This is a genomic window from Streptomyces sp. NPDC043738 (assembly GCF_056436545.1).
Genome location: NZ_JBWKCJ010000002.1, coordinates 72,105 through 91,001 on the forward strand (window position 1 = coordinate 72,105; position 18,897 = coordinate 91,001).

Below are 18,897 nucleotides of genomic sequence, written 5' to 3' on the forward strand. Positions count from 1 at the left end.
ATATACGGACGAGCGGGCGTTCCGGCCAATACCGGGCGCCTCGTCGGTCAGGAAAAAACTGGGCGATCACGGGAGAAAACAGCCGTGAACGGCGGGCTCCGCCGGATTGACCACCCCCGGGTGCGTCACAACCCGCGATCGGCATTCCTATGATGGGCGGACGACACCGCGGACCGCCGTCGACCAGGCAAAGGTCCGAGAGGTGCACGGCGGCGCAACGGTGGAGGGGTCGATGACTCAGGGGGCCAGTCAGGGACCCATGGTGTGGACCATGGGGGGACAAACTCCGGGGTCCGCTCCGTTGCCCGGAATGCCCTCCGGCATGTCCGCCGGTTCGCCCGTCCCGCCTGCCGGTCCGCCACTCCATCTGCCCGCCGGCCCGCCGGCCGCGCCCCCCGTGGTGCCGCCCGCGGCCCAGCCGGTCGAGCTGCCCGAGGAGTACACGCCGACCGCGCGCGATCTGCCGGTCATCACCCCGGGCCGCACCGACACCCTCATCGACCGCCCGGCCGTCGTCCCGGCGCCCGAGACGGCCGAGGACACCGACGCGCCCGAGGGAATGGGCCCGCTGTACGTCGTCGGCGATGTGCACGGCTACTACGACGAGCTGCGCGAGGCGCTGGCCGCCGAGGGCCTGATCGACGCCGACGGCAACTGGGCGGCCGGCAACGCCCGGCTCTGGTTCCTCGGCGACTTCACCGACCGCGGCCCGGACGGCATCGGCGTGATCGACCTGGTCATGCAGCTGTCCGCCCAGGCCGCGGCGGCCGGCGGCTACTGCAAGGCCCTGATGGGCAACCACGAGCTCCTGCTGCTGGGCGCCAAGCGGTTCGGCGACACCCCCGTGCAGTCCGGTGCCGGCACCGCCTCCTTCCAGGCGGCCTGGCTGCTGAACGGCGGCCAGAAGACCGATATGGACCGGCTGCAGGACCACCACCTCCAGTGGATGGCCCGGCTGGACGCCGTGATGGAGGAGGACGGGCATCTGCTCGTGCACTCCGACACCACCGCCTACCTCGACTACGGCGACTCCATCGAGGCCGTCAACGACAACGTCCACGACGTGCTCACCCGCAGCGAGGCCGACGAAGTCTGGGACCTGTTCCGCAAGTTCACCAAGCGCTTCGCCTTCCGCGACGAGTCCGGCTCGCAGGCCGTACGCGAGCTGCTGGACGCCTACGGCGGCGACCGCGTCGTCCACGGCCACAGCCCGATCCCGTATCTGCTGGGCGAGGTCGGCACGGAGGACAGCGAGGGCGACGGCATCGCCGTCGACGGTCCGCATGTCTACGCCGACGGTCTGGCCATCGCCATGGACGGCGGCATCACGATGGCCGGAAAGCTGCTGGTCGTTCAACTTCCGCTGACTGGCTGAGCGTTCCGGGGGCAGGTGTACGTCAAGCCTGGCGGCTGGTCGGCCGGGTCGGAATCGGGGGGCGGCACAGGCGGAATCCGGTCGTGGCATTACTCAATTTCCGCAAACTCTCTGTCACCCCATGCCGGAGTCGCTCTACCATCGGGCTATCCGTAGCAGGCTCTCCTCCGTTTCCGCCCACTGCCCGGCCAACGCCGGCCGTACGGCCCTACGGAGCATCGGGGGATGCACATGAACAGCGCTCCGCACCTGCTGAACGAGGATCGCGCGGAATTCACGCGGATCCTCGATGAAGCGCTGCGTACCGCCGAATACCGCCCGGACGACCCCACCGCCGCCGCGGGAAAACATCTGAGCACCGAGCAGTTGCGCACGATGGCGCTCAGCGCGACCACCGCCATCGCCGCCTGCGCGACGGCCGAATACCAGCGCTATGTGCAGCTCCGCGCCGAGTTGCGCGCGCCGGCGCCCGCATCGTCCGGCGCCGGCGTGAGCGGTGAGGAGCTGGGCGAGGCCGCCGACGGGGGGCTGGGACTGGCCACCGCCACGGCCATGGGCGAGGCCGAAACCACCGGTGCCGGGCTGGCCGCGATGATCACCGTCCTCGCCCCGGTCCTCGCGGGCATCGCCGCGGTCCTCTTCCTCCTCATCGGCTACGTCCTGCGCACCATCAGCCCCGACAAGTCCCTTGCGGAGCCGCTGATCAGCGTCGGCTGGATCTTCGCCGCGCTGGCCGCCGCCGGAGCCCTCGTCGCGATGGGCGGCCTGCTCATCACGGCGCTGCGCAACGGCCCGTCCGCCCGGTCCACCAGAGCCGACGAGCTGGGCGAGGCGCTGGACGACGCCCGCGAGGCCTGGCGGTGCGCCCTCCTGGAGCGCGGACTGCTGCCCTTTCTCCGTGAAGCGCTGGCCGATCCGGCGGCCGCCCCCGACGACGACCCGGTCCGCTACGTCCCGCGCCGCACCACGGCCCCCGAGAGCCGCATACCCACCCTCGGCTACACCCGCCCCGAATTCACCAGCCCCGACAGCGGCTCGTCGGGCCCCCGCCCCCGCTACTCCAGCCCGGACTTCACCAGCCCGGATTACGGGAGGCCGGATCACACGCCGGACTAGGGCGTGTCCGATGGGTCAGGCCCTGGGGCGCGTCTCTCCGATCCCCGTGGGCCTGCTGCGCCTGGCACCGGCCGCGTCCGTCGCGCTCGGGCTTCGGTAGGCCCGTTCCGCCGGCGAGCCCGAGGTCCATCGGCGTCGCTCAGCCAGTGAGGTCGGTCAGCAGCTCCCGGATGCGGGCCTGGATCTCGTCGCGGATCGGGCGGACCGCTGCCACACCCCGGCCTGCCGGGTCCTCCAACTTCCAGTCGAGATACCTCTTGCCGGGGAAGACCGGACAGGCGTCGCCGCAGCCCATGGTGATCACCACGTCGGACGCCTGCACCGTCTCGGCGGTCAGCACTTTCGGCGTCTCGGCCGAGAGATCGATGCCGACCTCGGCCATCGCCTGGACGACGGCCGGGTTGACGGTGTCGGCGGGGGCGGAACCGGCCGAGCGGACCTCCACCTCGCCCTGGGCGAGGTCGGCGAGGAAGGCGGCGGCCATCTGCGAGCGTCCGGCGTTGTGGACGCACACGAACAGCACCGACGGCTTGCGGGAGTCAGTCATGGACGCGCTCCTGGAGACCGGCCGGCACGGCGGCCGGGGTGGGGGTGTCGGGGAAGAGGCGGCGGGCGGCCAGGGCTACATGGACCAGTGCGATCAGTACCGGCACCTCGATGAGAGGGCCGACGACGCCGGCCAGGGCCTGGCCGGACGTTGCGCCGAAGGTCGCGATGGCGACGGCGATGGCGAGTTCGAAGTTGTTGCCGGCCGCGGTGAACGCCAGCGTCGTTGCCCTCGGGTAGGGCAGGCCGACGGCCTTGCCCAGCGCCATGGAACCGGCCCACATGAGCGCGAAGTACACCAGCAGCGGCAGTGCGATGCGCGCGACGTCCAGCGGGCGGGAGGTGATCGCGTCCCCTTGGAGGGCGAAGAGCACGACGATGGTGAACAGCAGCCCGTAGAGCGCGAAGGGGCCGATACGGGGGATCAGCTTCGTCTCGTACCAGGTGCGACCCTTGGTCTTCTCGCCCAGGCGGCGGGTGAGGAACCCGGCGGCCAGGGGGATGCCGAGGAAGATCAGCACACTGCGGGCGATCTCCCACACGCCGACGTTCAGTCCGGTCTGCTGCAGGCCGAGCCAGCCGGGCAGGACGGAGAGGTAGAACCACCCCAGCAGGCTGAACGCGAGGACCTGGAAGACGGAGTTCAGGGCCACCAGGACGGCAGCGGCTTCGCGGTCGCCGCAGGCCAGGTCGTTCCAGATGATGACCATCGCGATGCACCGGGCCAGCCCCACGATGATCAACCCGGTCCGGTACTCGGGCAGGTCGGGCAGGAAGAGCCAGGCGAGCGCGAACATCACGGCGGGGCCGGCGATCCAGTTGATCACCAGGGAGGGGATCAGCAGGCGGCGGTCCCGGGTGACGCTGTCCAGGCGGTCATAGCGGACCTTGGCCAGCACCGGATACATCATCACCAGCAGGCCCAGCGCGATCGGCAGGGAGACGCCGGTGACGGTCACTTCCGCCAGCGCGTCCCCCAGGCCCGGCACCGCGCGGCCCAGGACCAGGCCGGCGACCATGGCCAGCAGGATCCATACGGCCAGGAAGCGGTCAAGGAACGACAGCCGGGCCGCGACCGGCCCCGCAGCGCTGTTCCGCGTGGTCATGAGGCGGCCTCCGCGGGCGCCTCTGCGGGCGGGGAGAGGGCCAGGCCGGCGGGGCGGGTGAGGATGCCGGCCAACCGGTCGGTCATCTCGGGAAGCAGCCGGTAGTAGACCCAAGTCCCGCGGCGTTCGGAGTCGATCAGCCCGGCCTGCTTCAAGAGCTTGAGGTGGTGGGAGATCGTCGGCTGGGACAGGTCGAAGGCCGGCGTCAGATCACACACGCACACCTCGCCGCCGGCCCGGGAGGCGATCATCGACAGCAGTCGCAGCCGCACCGGATCGCCGAGGGCCTTGAAGACCTTCGCCAGCTCGCCGGCCTGATCCTCGTCCAGCGGCGCGGTCAGCAGCCCCGGGCAGCACTCCTGGGCCTGACCGAGCACCTCAAGCTCTTGATTCGACATACGTCTATGTTGACAAACTTCAATCCAAGGCGCAAGCTTGCATCGAAGGACGTCAATACAACGTGCCGAGGAGGCTGTGGTGTCCCGCGTTCAGCTCGCCCTCAGCGTTTCCGACCTCGACGCTTCGGTGGAGTTCTACGCCAAGCTCTTCGGCGTGGAGCCTGCCAAGCGCCGCCCGGGATACGCCAACTTCGCCATCGCCGAACCGCCGCTCAAACTCGTCCTGATCGAGGGCGAAGCCGACCAGGAGACCCGCCTGGACCACCTCGGCATCGAAATGGCCTCCACCGAGCAGGTCACCGCCGCCACCGACCGCCTCACGGAAGCCGGACTGGCGACGTTCACGGAGAACCACACCTCCTGCTGCTACGCCCTCCAGGACAAGGTCTGGGTCCACGGGCCCGGCAAGGAACCCTGGGAGGTCTACGTCGTCAAGGCCGACGCCGAGCAGATGGGCAACTCGCCCGCGCTCGCGGAGGATGCCTGCTGCGGCAGCGGGCAACACGAGATGGGACGGACCAACACGTCTGCTCCGCCCACCAGTTGACGCATCCAGAATCATCGAGGTCGATGCCCGGAGCCGGGTCGGCCCGGCGCAGGCCCATCCCGCGGAGGCACAGGACCCGTTCGCAAGAAGGCCGCGTCCGTGGCCGGCCGACACCCGGAGTTCAGACAGCGCACCGTAACGGCGGGGCCCTCTCTGGGCCTCCGCCATTACTCTCCGGCGCGGAAGTCAGTCCGCCAGCGGCAGATACACACGGTTGCCCGCGGCCGCGAACTCCTTGGACTTCTCCAGCATCCCCGCCTCGATCTCCTCCGGCGTCGCGTCAGCGTCGCCGCCGAACTGCTCCGTGATGCTCCTGCTGATCTTCATCGAGCAGAACTTCGGGCCGCACATCGAGCAGAAGTGGGCCGTCTTCGCCGGCTCCGCGGGCAACGTCTCGTCGTGGAACGCGCGTGCCGTGTCCGGGTCGAGGGCCAGGTTGAACTGGTCCTCCCAGCGGAACTCGAAGCGCGCGTCGGAGAGCGCGTCATCCCATTCCTGGGCTCCCGGGTGGCCCTTGGCCAGGTCCGCCGCATGGGCCGCGATCTTGTACGTGATGACGCCGGTCTTGACGTCGTCGCGGTCGGGCAGGCCCAGGTGCTCCTTGGGCGTGACGTAGCAGAGCATCGCGGTGCCCCACCAGGCGATCATCGCCGCGCCGATGCCGGAGGTGATGTGGTCGTAAGCGGGCGCGATGTCGGTGGTCAGCGGGCCGAGCGTGTAGAACGGCGCCTCTTCGCAGATCTCCTGCTGGAGGTCGATGTTCTCCTTGATCTTGTGCATCGGGACATGGCCCGGGCCCTCGATCATGGTCTGCACGCCGTGCCGCTTGGCGATGGTGTTCAGCTCGCCGAGCGTCCGCAGCTCGGCGAACTGCGCCTCGTCGTTGGCGTCCGCGATGGAGCCGGGGCGCAGTCCGTCACCGAGCGAGTAGGTGACGTCGTACGAGGCGAGGATCTCGCAGAGCTCCTCGAAGTGCGTGTACAGGAACGACTCCTGATGGTGCGCGAGGCACCAGGCGGCCATGATCGAGCCGCCTCGGGAGACGATGCCGGTCTTGCGGCGGGCCGTGAGCGGGACGTAGCGGAGCAGCACACCGGCGTGCACCGTCATGTAGTCGACGCCCTGCTCGGCCTGCTCGATGACGGTGTCCTTGTAGATCTCCCAGGTCAGCTCCTCGGCCTTGCCGTCGACCTTCTCCAGCGCCTGGTACAGGGGGACGGTGCCGATCGGGACGGGGGAGTTGCGCAGCACCCACTCGCGGGTGGTGTGGATGTTGCGTCCGGTGGACAGATCCATGACCGTGTCGGCGCCCCAGCGGGTCGCCCAGGTCATCTTCTCCACCTCCTCCTCGATGGAGGAGGTGACCGCCGAGTTACCGATGTTGGCGTTCACCTTCACCAGGAAGTTCTTGCCGATGATCATCGGCTCGATCTCCGGGTGGTTGACGTTGGACGGCAGCACGGCGCGGCCGGCCGCGATCTCGTCCCGTACGAACTCGGGCGTGACGTTCTCGCGGAGGGCGACGTACTCCATCTCCGCGGTGATCTCGCCGCGCCGGGCGTATGCGAGCTGGGTGACGGCGGCGCCGTTGCGGCCACGACGGGGCTGACGCGGACGGCCGGGGAAGACCGCGTCCAGGTTCTTGAGGCCACCGCGCGGTGAGGTGTGCTTGAGGCCGTCGTCCTCCGGCCGCATCGGGCGCCCCGCGTACTCCTCGGTGTCGCCGCGAGCGATGATCCAGTTCTCCCGCAGCGGCGCGAGGCCACGACGGACATCGGTTTCGATGTTGGGGTCGGTGTACGGCCCGGACGTGTCGTAGAGCGTCACGTGCTTGCCGTTGGTGAGGTGCACCCGCCGGACCGGGACCCGAAGATCCGGGCGCGATCCGGAGACATAGCCCTTGTGCCAGCCGATCTGCGGCTCGCCGCCGGCACCGTTTTCGTTTTCGGGCGTGCGTGCATCCTGCAGAGTCATGAGACCCAACTCCCTACGCCGGCATTACCCGGTAACAGGTTCGGCGGTCGACGCAGCGGCTTCCGTCCATCGACGTTTCACGTGAAACATCACTGGGACGAAGGTCAGCGCCCTCTCAGCCCGGTGCTCCGAGCTCCCGCGATTGCAAAGGTGGCACCACGGTAGCGGCCGACGTAGCGGGGTGAACAGGGGGCCCCATGAGTTGTTGCAATGATCTGTGGGTGAGCTCTCACGAATCCCACCACCATCCTGCCGCGCACTCGCACGGTCACGGACACGGCCCTGCCGCGCCCGTCTCGCGGCATCTGCGCAAGGTCATCGCGGCGGTGCTGATCCCGTTCGCCACCGCGGTCGCGGTCGGCCTGGTCGTGCTCTGGCCGGGCGGCGCACCGGGGCACAAACCATCCGGCGTCGGCTTCGACCAGCCCACCGAGCGGGCCAGAGTGGTGAAGGTGGCGGAGGTGAACTGCGCGGATGTCCATGCCGAGCAGCAGCCACAGCCACCGTCGCCGACGGGGCAGCCACCGGCCGGGGGAGCGGCACCGGACAAGCCCTGCCAGCAGGCGACCATCAAGGTCACCACGGGCGAGAACGCCGGGCGCACTTTCCAGACGGTGGTGACGCCGGACGCCCTGCGGCACTACACCACCGGGCAGGAGGTGGTGGTGTCGTACTCCCCCAAGGCACCCAGGGAACTGCAGTACTCGGTCACCGATGTCGACCGGTCTCTTCCGATGTGGGTGCTGGCAGGGATCTTCGCCATCGCCGTCGTGGTCGTCGGCCGGCTGCGCGGGGTGCTCGCGCTGGTCGCACTGGCGGCCAGCTTCGTCGTCCTGACGCTGTTCATCCTCCCGGCGATCCTGCAGGGCTCCAATCCGCTGGTGGTGGCCGTGGTGGGGGGCTCCGCGATCATGCTGATCGCCCTCTACCTGTGCCATGGGCTGACGGCCCGTACATCCGTGGCGGTACTCGGCACCCTCGCCTCGCTACTGCTGATCGCACTGCTCGGTTCGGTCTTCATCGGCTGGGCGCTGCTGACGGGCAATACGGACGACACGACCGGACTCGTGCACGGGCTCTACCCGAACATCGAGATCCGCGGTCTGCTCCTGGCGGGGATCATCATCGGGTCGCTGGGTGTGCTCGACGATGTGACGGTGACCCAGACCGCCGCGGTGTGGGAGCTGAAGGAGGCGGACCCGACGGCGGGCTGGCGCAAGCTCTACAGCGCGGCGATGCGGATCGGCCGCGACCACATCGCGTCCGTCGTCAACACTCTCGTCCTGGCCTACGCGGGTGCCGCGTTGCCGTTGCTTTTGCTGTTCTCGATCGCACAGAGCAGCGTCGGTACGGTCACCACGAGCGAGGTGGTGGCGGAGGAGATCGTCCGCACGCTGGTCGGCAGCATCGGCCTGGTCGCCTCGGTCCCGCTGACGACACTTCTGGCGGCGCTCGTCGTCTCGGCGGACCGCAAGAACGACGGCACACGCCGCGCGCCGGGGACAGCGGATTCAGGGTCAGGGAGTTCGGGGGCAGGGCGCACCGACGATGCGTCGCGCGGCCGGTCGGGACGGCGTGGAGGGCATGGCAGGCGACGCAAGCGGTAGCCGGTACGGGCATGCCGCGCGGGGCCCGGAGGCGCACGGCATGTGAAGTGACCGGCGGGACCGTATGGCGCCGGTGTGGACGGGGCGTTCGGGGCCGGGGTCAGCCCGCGGGCGCCTCCGTGAGGATCCGGTCCAGCACGGCCTCCAACGTGTCGCAGACCTCTTCCTTGCCGAGCGGCACGAGCCGGTCCGTACGGTCCAGGAAGGCGACCAGCGGCGCCGCGCTCACCCGGAACAGGGCGCGCTCGGCGCCTACTTGGAGGCTGATGAAGACATCGCTGAGATGCTCGGGCGAGGCCGGTTCGATCCGCACATCACCCTCACCGGACGGCCGGCTCAAGCCGTCCAGCAGCAGCTCACGCCCGAAGGCCCAGGTGACGGGCGCATCACCGGGCAGGTCGAAGGTGAGGCGGACGGCGTAGGGATCGGCGCTGTCGAAGTCCAGCTCCACCGGAATCCGGAACGCGAGCTCCTCGGAGACGACGAAGCTCATGATCACTTCTGCCTGAACTGTGTCGGTCATCAACCACTGCCCCGCACTTGATCGGAGATGGCCGGGAAACATCCCCCGTAGCCCTATTGCCGCCATCGTCGGCCACGTGCAGGCAGATCACAAGGAGTGAGTTTTCAGATACTGATAGAGAAGGCGAGTGTCGTTAGTGTCGCCTCCGCCATTTTTCGTAGTCGATCCGTAACGGACCGCAATCGGTGCAGTTCGTTGGCCGGAAGTGACACCGCCAACGTCGCCGCGGCCGCACCGACCTGGATGGGGATGGCCGAACACACCGTGCCCAGGGCATATTCCTGTCGCTCGAAGGCCGCCTGACCGCGACGCACCGTATCCAAACGGCGCAGCAAATCGTCCTCAGATCGCAGGGAAAAGGGCGTTATCGACTGCAGGGGATGCCGCGACAGATGCTCCTTCCTCGATGCCTCGTCAAGCTGCGCGAGCAGACACTGCCCGATCGCATGAGCGTGAGCGGTGGTACGAAAATCAACCCATTCCTCCACCGGAGGGCGATCCGGGTTGTCCGTGACCGCCACGACTTCCACTTCACCCTCCCGGTAGACGGCGAAGTAGACGGCGGCGCCCAGCTTCCGGCCCGCCACGGCCAGCGCTTCGGAGATCTGGGCCCGCTGCCGGCGCCTGGCCCCGGCCTGACCGATGGCCTCCGCCGCCGCACCGATGACGAAGACGCCGTTCTCGCGCTGCAGATAGCCCTCGTACGTCAGGGTCCGCAGCAGGTGATAGGTCGTCGGCAGCGGCAGTCCGGTTTCCCTGGCGAGTTGTTTGGCCGGCGCCCCATCGGCGTGTGTGCTCACCGCCTCCAGCAGCCGGAGCGCTCGCTGCACCGAACCGATCAAGGTGGGGTGTGAGGTGGATTCGCCGTTCACCATTGCCAACGCCAACCCCCAGATCCGCTCGCCGTGGGGCACGGGGGCCCCGGTCGCGGGACCCGCTCCCACAACCGCGCGCGTCTCCCAGGCTCCCGCGATGACGCCGGCCCGGCCTCGCCTCACTCGGTATTTTCCGGAACGTCACCATCCGGAAGACGCCTGCGATCCGCACTCTAACTCCGCCGATCGGGGCAGTAAGCCGAAAGCCAGAGGAGTTAACCCACCTGGCGCACTAGTTGGCGTACGGAGCCAGGGTCGGGCCGACATCCGAGATGCGGGGCCGCCGTCGAACGGAGTTCGGGCGGCGCGCGTCGGGCGGTGCGTCGGCACCGGCGGGGTCGTCCGGACGCAGTCGTCCGAACGGAGGGTGTGGCTTACCAGTCGCTCTTCGACGAGGACGACGACGAACCGTTGAACCTGCGGACGAGGTAGACGACTCCGGCAATGAGCGCCGCCGCGATGAGGAGCTTGAACAGCACGCTGATCAGGAACCCGAGCGCCGAGGCGAGAAATCCTCCGAAGACCACGATCAGGACGACGGGCACCACGACCCAGGTGACCCACCACGGAAGCCCTGCGAATATCCCCTTACCAGCCACTGCTCTGCCCTGCTTTCTGTCTGTAACGGTGTCTGTACCGCGCTATCTGTCCACCGCACTGTCTGTGCGCCGATGGGACCGTCCGCGCGCCGGGCCGCTGCCCGGCCGTCTCCGGTTCTCCCATCACCAACGATGCTAGGGCGCGGAGCACAGCCGTGGGGGCTTCGCAGCCCCGGTCCTCCCCTGAGCCTTCCCCTACGGGTATCGGGCTTCGACCCTTAGCTCTCAGGAGGAGAGAAGACCACCATCACCCTGAGATCCTCGCTGATGTGGTGGAACTTGTGGGGGACCCCGGCCGGCACATAGACCACGCTTCCGCGCGCCACCGGCTCCGTCTCCGCGCCGACGGTGATCGCTCCCCGGCCGCTGACCACGAAGTACACCTCATCCTGGGCGTGCGGCTGCTGCGGATCGATGCTGCCGGCGTCCAGCGCGTACAGCCCGACCGACATGTTGCGTTCCCTGATGAACTGCAGGTACGCGCCGTCGTTGGCGGCCCGCTCCGCTTCCAGTTCATCCAGCCTGAAGGCCTTCATGCCGTTCGCACCCCTTGATGGTTCACACTCGTCTGCGACGATCTCACCATGAAGCATTTTCTGGTCAAGACGATCGCCAACGCCGCGGCGCTTGCCGTGGCCATCTGGCTGCTCAAGGACATCACGCTCACCGGCGAGAACACCGGCCGCCAGGTACTGACCCTGATCCTCGTCGCGCTGATCTTCGGGTTGGTCAACTTCCTCGTCAAGCCCGTGGTGAAGCTGCTGTCCTTCCCCCTGTTCATCCTCACGCTCGGCCTGATCACGCTGGTCGTGAACGCGCTGATGCTGCTGCTGACATCCTGGCTCGCCGGCAAGGTCGACCTCGCCTTCCATGTGAACGGCTTCTGGACGGCCCTGCTCGGCGGCGTGATCATTTCCATCGTCTCCTGGGCGATGCATGTGATCCTTCCCGACGAGGACTGATCCTTGACCGCTGCGTTCCGCGTCTGCTTCGTCTGCACGGGCAACATCTGCCGTTCACCGATGGCGGAGTCCGTCTTCCGCGCCCACCTCGCGGAGGCCGGTCTCGACGCCCTGGTCGAGGTGGACAGCGCCGGTACCGGCGGCTGGCACGAGGGCGACGGAGCCGACCCACGCACGGTCGCCGTGCTGCGTGCGGGCGGCTACCCCTCTGCCCACACCGCCCGGCAGTTCCGTGCCTCCTGGTTCGACCGCCTCGACCTGGTCATCGCGCTCGACTCCGGGCATCTGCGCGAGCTGCGGCGGCTGGCCCCCACGCCCGACGCCGCCGCCAAGGTCCGCCTGCTGCGCTCCTACGCGGCCGACACCGCGGGTGATCTCGACGTACCCGACCCGTACTACGGCGGTTTCCCGGACTTCGAGGAGTGCCTGGAGATGATCGAGGCGGCGAGCGAGGGCCTGCTGGCAGCGGTCCGCACCGCAGTCACCGCCCGCACCGTCGTCCCGGCCCGCGCGCCCGGACACGACGACCGCCGCCCGGTGCAGGTCCCGCGCCACCCGCAGGAGAAGGAGGACGCATGACGGGCGACGGCACCCGCGTCGTACGAGCCGGGCTTCCGGAGCCGGAGGCCTTCGAGCCGGCCCTCCCCGGCCCGGTTTTCGCGGCCCACTTCCACCTGCCCGGCGACGCCGTCGGCCCCTACATGTACGGACGGGACGCCAATCCGACGTGGACCCGCCTGGAGCGGGCCATCAGCGAGCTCGAATCGCCGGACGAGAGCGCCCACACCGTCACCTTCGCGTCCGGGATGGCGGCGATCACCGCCGTCCTCTTCTCCCAGCTGCGCTCCGGCGACGCGGTGGTCCTGCCCAGCGACGGCTACCAGCTGCTGCCGGCCGTCCGCACCCGCCTGGAGAGCTACGGCATCGAGGTCCGTACGGCGCCCACGGCACATGACGCACAGCTCGACGTGCTGGACGGTGCCCGGCTGCTGTGGATCGAGACGCCCTCCAACCCCGGGCTCGATCTCTGCGACATCCGGCGGCTGGCCGACGCGGCGCACCGGCGCGGCGCCCTCGTCGCCGTCGACAACACCCTCGCCACCCCACTCGGCCAGCGCCCACTGGATCTCGGCGCGGACTTCTCGGTCGCCAGCGGCACCAAGGCGCTGACCGGCCACGGCGATGTCCTGCTGGGGTATGCCAGCACCCGCGATGCCGCGCTGGCCGAGTCCGTACGACTGTGGCGCAAGACCGTGGGCGCGATCCCGGGCCCCATGGAGAGCTGGCTCGCGCATCGCTCACTCGCCACCCTCGCACTGCGCGTCCGCCAGCAATCGGCCGGCGCCCTGACGCTTGCCACGGCGCTGGCCGGCCGCCCCGAGGTCACCGGCCTGCGCCACCCCGGACTGCCGTCCGACCCGTCCCACCGCCTCGCCGTCCAGCAGATGCGCCCTGGCCGCTTCGGCTCCGTGGTCTCGTTCGTACTGCCGGACAAGGCGCACGCGGAGCGGTTCCTGTCCGCGTTGACCTTGGTCGACGACGCGACGAGCTTCGGGGGCGTTCGGTCCAGCGCCGAGCGACGCGCCCGCTGGGGCGGCGACGCCGTGCCCGAGGGCTTCATTCGTCTGTCGGTCGGCGTCGAGGAACCGGAGGACCTGGTCGCGGACGTCCTCCAGGCACTGGATGTCGCGGCGCTCGAGGCCTCGCAGAGCTGATTGGACGTAACTGGCCGGCAGGGTATCCCCCCTCGTCACCCTGCCGGCCGCGGCTCCGCGCGGACCAAGTCCACGTGTTTCACGTGAAACCAGCTGTTTCACGTGAAACGAACCGCTGAGACAAGGCTAGTTGACTGAGCGTCAGTGTCCAATCACGCTAGCGACACAGCCCTATCGACAAATTTATAGTTGGCCCGCGACCAGGCTTCCGAGGGCGCAGGAGGTACGCGATGGATCTGGCTCTGCTGCGTACCTTCGTCACGGTGCACCGAGCCGGCTCCTTCACCCGTGCCGCGGCGTTACTCGGCCTCTCCCAACCCGCGGTGACCAGCCAGATCCGGGCACTGGAACGCCAGTTGGGCCGCCCGCTCTTCCTGCGTTACGCCCGTGGCGTCACCCCCACCACCATCGGCGACGAGCTCGCCCACAAAGTGGCGCCGCACCTGGACGCGCTCACCGAGATCACCGAGACCGGCCTGGACCGGGACTCCGTGACCCGCACCCTCCATCTCGCCGGCCCCCCGGAGTTCCTCGCCGAGCGCGCGCTCCCCGCACTGACCCCGCTCATCGCCCAGGGCCTGTCCATACGCACCGCCTTCGGCGCCACCGACGAGCTGCTGACCGGTCTGGCCGCCGGCCACCACGATCTGACCGTCACCACCACCCGGCCGCGTGGCGGACTGCTCACCGCGACTCCGCTGTGCGACGAGGAGCATGTCCTGATCGCCGCACCGCGCTGGGCGGCCCAGTTGGGCGGCCCGGCGGTGCTGCAGGCCGGGGGCGTCCGCGTGCTGGACCCCGTACCGCTCGTGGAAGTCCATGAGAGCCTGCCGCTGATCGCCCGCTATTGGTCGGCGGTCTTCGACGCCAAGCCGGCGGCCTCCGCCGCCGTGATCGCGGCCGATCTCCGGGCGGTGCTGTCCTGTGTCACGGCCGGTGCCGGGCTCGCCGTGCTGCCTCGCTATCTGTGTGCCGAGGCACTGGACTGCGGAGAGGTCGTCGCGCTGCTCGACCCGCCGGTGCCCCCGCTGCGCACCTACTTCCTCGCCGTACGGACCGGGACGCTGGGCCTGCCGCATATCGCCCGGGCGCATGAGTCGCTGCTGTGGTCCGCCGTCGACTGGTGACGAAGGGGCAGGGGTTTCACCAGGCTGCGGTTGCGGCATCTGTCGACTATGACCGTACGGCCAGTCGTCAAACGCACCGCCCGCGCGATTCTGCTCGACGGCGCGGATCTTGTTCTGATCAAGCGCACCAAACCGGGCCGGGCCCCGTACTGGATCACCCCCGGCGGCGGGGTCGAGCCCGAGGACGCCACCGTCATCGACGCCCTCCACCGTGAGCTGGACGAAGAGCTGGGCGCGAAGATCAAGGACGTGGTGCCGGTCTTCGTCGACACCGTCGAGCACATCAGCGACGGCGGGGTGGACGGCGTGAAGGTACAGCACTTCTTCGTGTGCCGGCTCGACTCGATGGACCCCGCACGCCGCCACGGACCGGAGGTCGAGGAGCCCTGCGGGGACTACGAGATCGTGCGGGTGCCCTTCACCCGAGTCGGGATCGCCTCCGTCGAGGTCGTGCCGCTGTCACTGCGGCACTACCTCGACGGCAACATCGAAGGCGTACGGGCGATGCACGCCCCCGATCTGGGCTGAGCCCGCACGGCCGCACCGCCGCGCCCGCGGCGGATACGTCAGTCGTCGCGCCGGTCGAACCACCCGCGGAATTCGGGTTCGTCCTCCGCGGGGCGGCGCGGCTGGGCGCGCGCCAGCACCCGCTCGACCCGGTCGAGGAACTCGGCATTGAGCTCCTGCACGAAGTCCTCCCGGCCCGCGGCGCCCCGCGGCGCCGGGCCGGTGTCCTCGTGCAGCCCGCCCCGAAGGTGCTCGTTCTTGCGCTCCGCGCGCCGGAACGGCGATCGCTCGCCCGCCTCGGCCGCCGCGCCGAAGAAGTCGCCGCCCTTGCGCTTGAAGTCGTCCGTTCCCCAGGCCCGCGCCCCGCGCTGGTGCGCCGGGATCTTCTGCAGATGCGGAATGTGCTTGGCGCAGTGGATGTACGCCTCCTCGACCTCGACCGTGACCCACAGCTGGGCACGGCGGCCGGGGACCGGGTCGACCGGCAGACCGGCGTGGTGCGCCCGCATCTCGTCGTCCATCACGACCCGCGCCCGCCCGTTGACGTGCAGCCCGATGCGGTCACGGGTGAAGTCGACCATCAGCATGCCCAGGCGGGGGTTCTCCGAGATGTTGCCGATGGACGCCATGACACCGTTGCCGCGGTACTCCGGGTAGGCCAGCGTCCGTTCGTCGAGCACCTGGAGGAACCCGGGCGGCCCGGCCCGGAACGTCGCGTCGCAATCGCCGTGCCGGTCGGCCGTGGACAGGAAGAACATCTCCTGCCGGGACACGAACTCCTGCATACGGGCGTTGAGATGGTCCATGACCTGGTCCCGGTAGAAGCGGTCGGCGCGCTCGGTCGTACCAAGTCTCTGCTGCACCAAGTGCTCGCCGTCGCTTCCGGGGCGCGCCTGCGCGCGCATCCCCCACCCCTGGCCTGTCGGCTCGAATTCACCCTGTGCTGCCAAGACCTCAATCTCCTGCCGAGACCAGCTCTTCTATGGAGTCGTGCCGTATGCGGTCGGTCGGAATACCGACCCCCACCAAAGCGTCCACGCCGCTGCGGATCAACCCGGGCGGCCCGGAAAGATAGGCGTCGTACTCCCGGAACGGACCGTATTGCCGTACTGCGTCCGGAAGCTGACCGGTCTCACTGCTGGTCCCGCCACGGACCGCGGGCCCGGTGGCGACGACCGGGCGGACCGAGAGCCAGGGGTGGGTCTGTTCGAGGTTCAGCATGGTGTCGAGGTCGTAGAGGTCGTGATCGCTGCGGGCGCCGTAGAAGACCTCGACCGGGCGCCGGATGCCGTGTTCGGCGACGTCCTCGACCAGGGCCTTGATCGGGGCGATGCCGGTGCCACCGCCCACGCACAGCAGACCGTTGCGGGTGGTGTGGTCGACGGTCATCGTGCCGGCCGGGGCACCGAGCCGGATGACGTCACCGGGCCGTGCGCGGTGGACCATGGCGTTGGAGACCCAGCCGGCCGGGACAGCCTTCACGTGGAACGAGAGCAGGCCGTCCGAGCGCGGCGCGGAGGCGAAGGAGTAGTGCCGCCAGACCCGCGGCCACCAGGGGGTTTCGACGCTGGTGTACTGACCGGCGAGGAACGGGTAGGGCTGGTCGGGGCGGACCGTCACCACCGCGATCTCGGGCGTGCGCAGCTCGTGCGAGACCACCTCGGCCTGCCACCAGGGGGGCGCCACGGCCTCGTCCTCGGCAGCGGCGTCGATCATGATCTGTGAGATCGCGGTGTACGCGCGGACCCATGCGGCCTCGGTCTCCGGGCCCCAACTGGAGGTCGCATAGCGCGCGAGCGATCTGAGCAGGCATTCGCCGACCGCGGGGTAGTGGTCGGGCTGGGTGCCGTACTTGCGATGCCCGCGGCCGAGGTTCGACAGGTACGCGGTGAGCACTTCGCCGTTGTCGACGTGCTGGGCCGCGGTGAGCAGCGCCTTGAACAGCCGGTCGCGCTGGGTGTCCATCGAGGCGGGGAACAGCGCCCGCAGATCGGGGTGCTGGACGAAGAGCAGCGCGTAGAAGTACGAGGTGACCTTGTCCGCCACCGGCCCGATTTCGGCCATGGTGCGGCGGATGAGGATCGCGTCGGGAGAGGCCGGTGCTGCGTCGGAGGCCGAGGCTTCCAGAGTGTCGAGGGAGGGCTCCGGGGCAGGAGCGGCGGGGCGCTGAGGGGTGAAGACGGAAGGGGCGGGGGCCGTGTTCTGCGCGGCGGGGGCGCCGCCGGCGGGAGCTGCCGGGCGGCGTACCGGCTCGTGGACGGGTTCCGGCTCACGGCCCCGGGACGGCTCGCGTTCCTGGGCGGGCTCGGGCACGAGGTGCGGCGGGTCGAACGGAGACGAGGGAGCGCCGTACCCACGGCCCGCGGCGGCCTGCTCGGCATAGGGGGATGCGGCGGCCTGCTCGACATAAGGGGATGCGGTGGGCCGACGGCCCGTCTCGCGCCGCGGCTGAGGAACCTGCGGCGGCTCGGCCTCGCGTTCACGCGTGGCAGCGGTACCTACCGGCCGGATCGGATTGACCGGCCGCCTGGGTATCCGTTCCCGTTCATCCCGTTCACCGGGTTCGTACCGTTCGTTGGGTTCGTACCGCTCGCCGGAGTCTGCGCGTTGACCGCGGTCGTCGTGTGCTCCCCGGTCGTTCGGCTCGGGCCGGCCGTCCTGGCCCTGCTGATCCTGGACGTCTTGTCGCTCCTGCTGTTCTCCGGAGGGCTTCTTCGCCGGCGGATTGAACCAACCCCAACCGCCACTGTTACCGCCAGAAGAGCCGCCATCGGCCGACGTGGTGGTCGGAGCGTCCATGGTCTGCCTCGCCTCGAACGTCTTTCGGTTGACTTAGCACTTCCGCGGATCGGAACTGCCCGGAATTCCCCCGTCCTGCCCCGGAATTCTTAATCGACTCAAGCGATTCCGGCAACCCCCTCCAAAGCGGACAGATCTCACTCCCTTACGACAATGCGGAGCAGACGCCGCGTCAGCAGCATGCCAGCCCTGCCCATCACAACGGACAAACAGTCGGAAGTCCGGTCGTCACGGCCGCTTCACCGCTATGCTGACGAGCTTTGCCCGCGCTTAGTGACCCGCGGGAGCCCTCACCCCCGCCAAGCCGGACTCGACCATACCGGCAGTAGTTGAAACCACAAGACCTGATCTTGGAACACTCCGAACGGCCCCTCCGATAAGAGTGTTCCTCCCCACAGAGTGCATTTTCAGCACACACAGTGGTCGAATCCCCGGCAGAAAACTCGGAATTACCGGCCGGTACGCACCAGTTCGTATGCCTCGCGCAGATCGCGTCCCGCGTATGCATATAAGGCCAGGTCACTGACGTGGTGATCGGCATTCACGGCCACGGATCGGGGCACCGCCGCGAACAGTTCGGCGTCCGACTGCGAGTCGCCGTACGCCACGCAGTCGGCCCGGGTCAGCCCGTACCTCACACAGAGTTCATCCGCGATCCGCACCTTCGCCGCCGGCGAGAGGATGCCGGCCGGGTCCATCGGCTGCCGGATCGGCACCGCGGGCCAACGCGAGGCGTGCGCGGTGTCGGCCCCCCAGCCCACCAGCCGGTCGACGAAGAAGCTGGGCGAGAGGGAGATCACCGCGCACCGTTCACCCCGCGCTCGGATATCCGCCCAGACCTCCTGAATTCCGGCCAGCCAGGGCGCGCCGTCGAAGGCCGCGGCCACGTGGAGTTCGGTCAGCTCGGCGGCCCAGAGATCACATGCCCGCTGCGCGTACTGCAGCGGCGTCAGCTCCCCCGTCACGAAGCCGCGCTCCAACTCGGCGATCTCCCGGTCCAGCCCAAGCTGCCGGGAGATCTCGATGGCGGCCGCGGACCCGTGGAGCAGAGTCCCGTCCATGTCGAACAGATGCAGCGTGCCCATGGGGCGGAGCTTAGGGCCTGGGCGTGCTGGCCCATA

Annotated in this window: 20 protein-coding genes; 9 read left to right on the top strand and 11 right to left on the bottom strand. The window is 69.2% G+C overall.

Annotated elements, in window-relative coordinates; genetic code table 11:
* Window positions 1–259: 259 nt before the first annotated feature.
* Entirely contained in the window at window positions 260–1,375 is a 1,116-nt protein-coding gene (locus AC0680_RS03420; RefSeq protein ID WP_478624567.1) for a metallophosphoesterase, read from the top strand.
* Window positions 1,376–1,600: 225 nt separating this feature from the next.
* Entirely contained in the window at window positions 1,601–2,491 is an 891-nt protein-coding gene (locus AC0680_RS03425) for a hypothetical protein (protein ID WP_478624569.1), read from the top strand.
* 139 nt (window positions 2,492–2,630) lie between these two features.
* On the opposite strand, the gene AC0680_RS03430 is transcribed toward AC0680_RS03425, so the two are convergent.
* From AC0680_RS03430 to AC0680_RS03440, 3 genes are read right to left on the bottom strand one after another with little or no spacing between them, the layout of a single operon-like run.
* A complete protein-coding gene (locus AC0680_RS03430) occupies window positions 2,631–3,038 on the bottom strand; it encodes an arsenate reductase ArsC (RefSeq protein WP_478624571.1) in 408 nt (135 codons plus the stop codon).
* Entirely contained in the window at window positions 3,031–4,143 is a 1,113-nt protein-coding gene (arsB, locus tag AC0680_RS03435; protein ID WP_478624572.1) for an ACR3 family arsenite efflux transporter, read from the bottom strand. The genes AC0680_RS03430 and arsB overlap by 8 nt, the downstream gene beginning before the upstream one ends.
* Complete coding sequence (locus AC0680_RS03440; RefSeq protein ID WP_478624574.1) at window positions 4,140–4,541, bottom strand: ArsR/SmtB family transcription factor; 402 nt, start codon at window positions 4,539–4,541, stop codon at window positions 4,140–4,142. The genes arsB and AC0680_RS03440 overlap by 4 nt, the downstream gene beginning before the upstream one ends.
* Before the next feature lie 79 nt (window positions 4,542–4,620).
* Here AC0680_RS03440 and AC0680_RS03445 point away from each other — a divergent pair, with 79 nt between their 5' ends.
* Window positions 4,621–5,088, top strand: coding sequence for an ArsI/CadI family heavy metal resistance metalloenzyme (locus AC0680_RS03445; RefSeq protein ID WP_478624576.1), 468 nt, complete (start codon window positions 4,621–4,623; stop codon window positions 5,086–5,088).
* A 186-nt stretch (window positions 5,089–5,274) separates the two neighbouring features.
* Here AC0680_RS03445 and thiC read toward each other — a convergent pair whose 3' ends face one another.
* Entirely contained in the window at window positions 5,275–7,062 is a 1,788-nt protein-coding gene (gene thiC, locus AC0680_RS03450; RefSeq protein WP_478624577.1) for a phosphomethylpyrimidine synthase ThiC, read from the bottom strand.
* Window positions 7,063–7,259: 197 nt separating this feature from the next.
* On the opposite strand from thiC, the gene AC0680_RS03455 reads away from it, so the two are divergent.
* Window positions 7,260–8,669 (top strand): YibE/F family protein, encoded by a 1,410-nt coding sequence (locus AC0680_RS03455; RefSeq protein ID WP_478624579.1) that lies wholly within the window; start codon window positions 7,260–7,262, stop codon window positions 8,667–8,669.
* A 100-nt stretch (window positions 8,670–8,769) separates the two neighbouring features.
* Here the strand turns inward: AC0680_RS03455 and AC0680_RS03460 are convergent, their stop codons facing one another.
* From AC0680_RS03460 to AC0680_RS03475, 4 genes are all read right to left on the bottom strand, one after another.
* Window positions 8,770–9,192, bottom strand: coding sequence for an SsgA family sporulation/cell division regulator (locus AC0680_RS03460; RefSeq protein ID WP_384424280.1), 423 nt, complete (start codon window positions 9,190–9,192; stop codon window positions 8,770–8,772).
* A gap of 104 nt (window positions 9,193–9,296) precedes the next feature.
* The gene (locus AC0680_RS03465; RefSeq protein WP_478625065.1) at window positions 9,297–10,067 is read right to left on the bottom strand and encodes an IclR family transcriptional regulator; all 771 of its coding nucleotides are present in this window, start codon (window positions 10,065–10,067) and stop codon (window positions 9,297–9,299) included.
* A gap of 374 nt (window positions 10,068–10,441) precedes the next feature.
* On the bottom strand, window positions 10,442–10,666 hold the full coding sequence (locus AC0680_RS03470; protein ID WP_478624581.1) for a DUF5326 family protein: 225 nt from the start codon (window positions 10,664–10,666) through the stop codon (window positions 10,442–10,444).
* A 218-nt stretch (window positions 10,667–10,884) separates the two neighbouring features.
* The gene (locus tag AC0680_RS03475) at window positions 10,885–11,202 is read right to left on the bottom strand and encodes a cupin domain-containing protein (protein ID WP_384424277.1); all 318 of its coding nucleotides are present in this window, start codon (window positions 11,200–11,202) and stop codon (window positions 10,885–10,887) included.
* A 48-nt stretch (window positions 11,203–11,250) separates the two neighbouring features.
* Here AC0680_RS03475 and AC0680_RS03480 point away from each other — a divergent pair, with 48 nt between their 5' ends.
* The 5 genes from AC0680_RS03480 (at window position 11,251) to AC0680_RS03500 (ending at window position 14,998) form a co-directional block, all read left to right on the top strand.
* Complete coding sequence (locus AC0680_RS03480) at window positions 11,251–11,628, top strand: phage holin family protein (RefSeq protein WP_384424276.1); 378 nt, start codon at window positions 11,251–11,253, stop codon at window positions 11,626–11,628.
* A gap of 3 nt (window positions 11,629–11,631) precedes the next feature.
* Entirely contained in the window at window positions 11,632–12,207 is a 576-nt protein-coding gene (locus tag AC0680_RS03485) for a low molecular weight protein-tyrosine-phosphatase (protein ID WP_478624584.1), read from the top strand.
* The gene (locus AC0680_RS03490; RefSeq protein WP_478624586.1) at window positions 12,204–13,343 is read left to right on the top strand and encodes a cystathionine gamma-lyase; all 1,140 of its coding nucleotides are present in this window, start codon (window positions 12,204–12,206) and stop codon (window positions 13,341–13,343) included. Before AC0680_RS03485 ends, AC0680_RS03490 begins: the two co-directional genes overlap by 4 nt.
* Window positions 13,344–13,573: 230 nt before the next feature.
* A complete protein-coding gene (locus tag AC0680_RS03495) occupies window positions 13,574–14,470 on the top strand; it encodes a LysR family transcriptional regulator (RefSeq protein ID WP_478624588.1) in 897 nt (298 codons plus the stop codon).
* A 48-nt stretch (window positions 14,471–14,518) separates the two neighbouring features.
* On the top strand, window positions 14,519–14,998 hold the full coding sequence (locus tag AC0680_RS03500) for an NUDIX domain-containing protein (RefSeq protein WP_468975808.1): 480 nt from the start codon (window positions 14,519–14,521) through the stop codon (window positions 14,996–14,998).
* 38 nt (window positions 14,999–15,036) lie between these two features.
* Here the strand turns inward: AC0680_RS03500 and AC0680_RS03505 are convergent, their stop codons facing one another.
* The 3 genes from AC0680_RS03505 to AC0680_RS03515 all read right to left on the bottom strand — a co-directional run bounded on the left by AC0680_RS03505 (window position 15,037) and on the right by AC0680_RS03515 (window position 18,861).
* Complete coding sequence (locus AC0680_RS03505) at window positions 15,037–15,882, bottom strand: pyridoxamine 5'-phosphate oxidase family protein (protein WP_478625066.1); 846 nt, start codon at window positions 15,880–15,882, stop codon at window positions 15,037–15,039.
* A gap of 49 nt (window positions 15,883–15,931) precedes the next feature.
* Entirely contained in the window at window positions 15,932–17,776 is a 1,845-nt protein-coding gene (locus AC0680_RS03510) for a globin domain-containing protein (RefSeq protein WP_478624589.1), read from the bottom strand.
* Between the two features lie 449 nt (window positions 17,777–18,225).
* A complete protein-coding gene (locus AC0680_RS03515; RefSeq protein WP_478624590.1) occupies window positions 18,226–18,861 on the bottom strand; it encodes an HAD family hydrolase in 636 nt (211 codons plus the stop codon).
* Between the last annotated feature and the right edge of the window lie 36 nt (window positions 18,862–18,897).

What these genes read in the sequence shown, in the direction of transcription:
- AC0680_RS03455 (WP_478624579.1), top strand. Translation starts at nt 7,260, where the DNA reads ATGAGTTGTTGCAATGATCTGTGGGTGAGCTCTCACGAATCCCACCAC.
- AC0680_RS03465 (WP_478625065.1), bottom strand. Translation starts at nt 10,067, where the DNA reads ATGGTGAACGGCGAATCCACCTCACACCCCACCTTGATCGGTTCGGTG.
- AC0680_RS03500 (WP_468975808.1), top strand. Translation starts at nt 14,519, where the DNA reads ATGACCGTACGGCCAGTCGTCAAACGCACCGCCCGCGCGATTCTGCTC.
- AC0680_RS03420 (WP_478624567.1), top strand. Translation starts at nt 260, where the DNA reads ATGGTGTGGACCATGGGGGGACAAACTCCGGGGTCCGCTCCGTTGCCC.
- AC0680_RS03460 (WP_384424280.1), bottom strand. Translation starts at nt 9,192, where the DNA reads ATGACCGACACAGTTCAGGCAGAAGTGATCATGAGCTTCGTCGTCTCC.
- AC0680_RS03475 (WP_384424277.1), bottom strand. Translation starts at nt 11,202, where the DNA reads ATGAAGGCCTTCAGGCTGGATGAACTGGAAGCGGAGCGGGCCGCCAAC.
- AC0680_RS03495 (WP_478624588.1), top strand. Translation starts at nt 13,574, where the DNA reads ATGGATCTGGCTCTGCTGCGTACCTTCGTCACGGTGCACCGAGCCGGC.
- AC0680_RS03440 (WP_478624574.1), bottom strand. Translation starts at nt 4,541, where the DNA reads ATGTCGAATCAAGAGCTTGAGGTGCTCGGTCAGGCCCAGGAGTGCTGC.
- AC0680_RS03510 (WP_478624589.1), bottom strand. Translation starts at nt 17,776, where the DNA reads ATGGACGCTCCGACCACCACGTCGGCCGATGGCGGCTCTTCTGGCGGT.
- AC0680_RS03490 (WP_478624586.1), top strand. Translation starts at nt 12,204, where the DNA reads ATGACGGGCGACGGCACCCGCGTCGTACGAGCCGGGCTTCCGGAGCCG.
- AC0680_RS03430 (WP_478624571.1), bottom strand. Translation starts at nt 3,038, where the DNA reads ATGACTGACTCCCGCAAGCCGTCGGTGCTGTTCGTGTGCGTCCACAAC.
- AC0680_RS03515 (WP_478624590.1), bottom strand. Translation starts at nt 18,861, where the DNA reads ATGGGCACGCTGCATCTGTTCGACATGGACGGGACTCTGCTCCACGGG.
- AC0680_RS03505 (WP_478625066.1), bottom strand. Translation starts at nt 15,882, where the DNA reads ATGCGCGCGCAGGCGCGCCCCGGAAGCGACGGCGAGCACTTGGTGCAG.
- thiC (WP_478624577.1), bottom strand. Translation starts at nt 7,062, where the DNA reads ATGACTCTGCAGGATGCACGCACGCCCGAAAACGAAAACGGTGCCGGC.
- arsB (WP_478624572.1), bottom strand. Translation starts at nt 4,143, where the DNA reads ATGACCACGCGGAACAGCGCTGCGGGGCCGGTCGCGGCCCGGCTGTCG.
- AC0680_RS03425 (WP_478624569.1), top strand. Translation starts at nt 1,601, where the DNA reads ATGCACATGAACAGCGCTCCGCACCTGCTGAACGAGGATCGCGCGGAA.
- AC0680_RS03480 (WP_384424276.1), top strand. Translation starts at nt 11,251, where the DNA reads ATGAAGCATTTTCTGGTCAAGACGATCGCCAACGCCGCGGCGCTTGCC.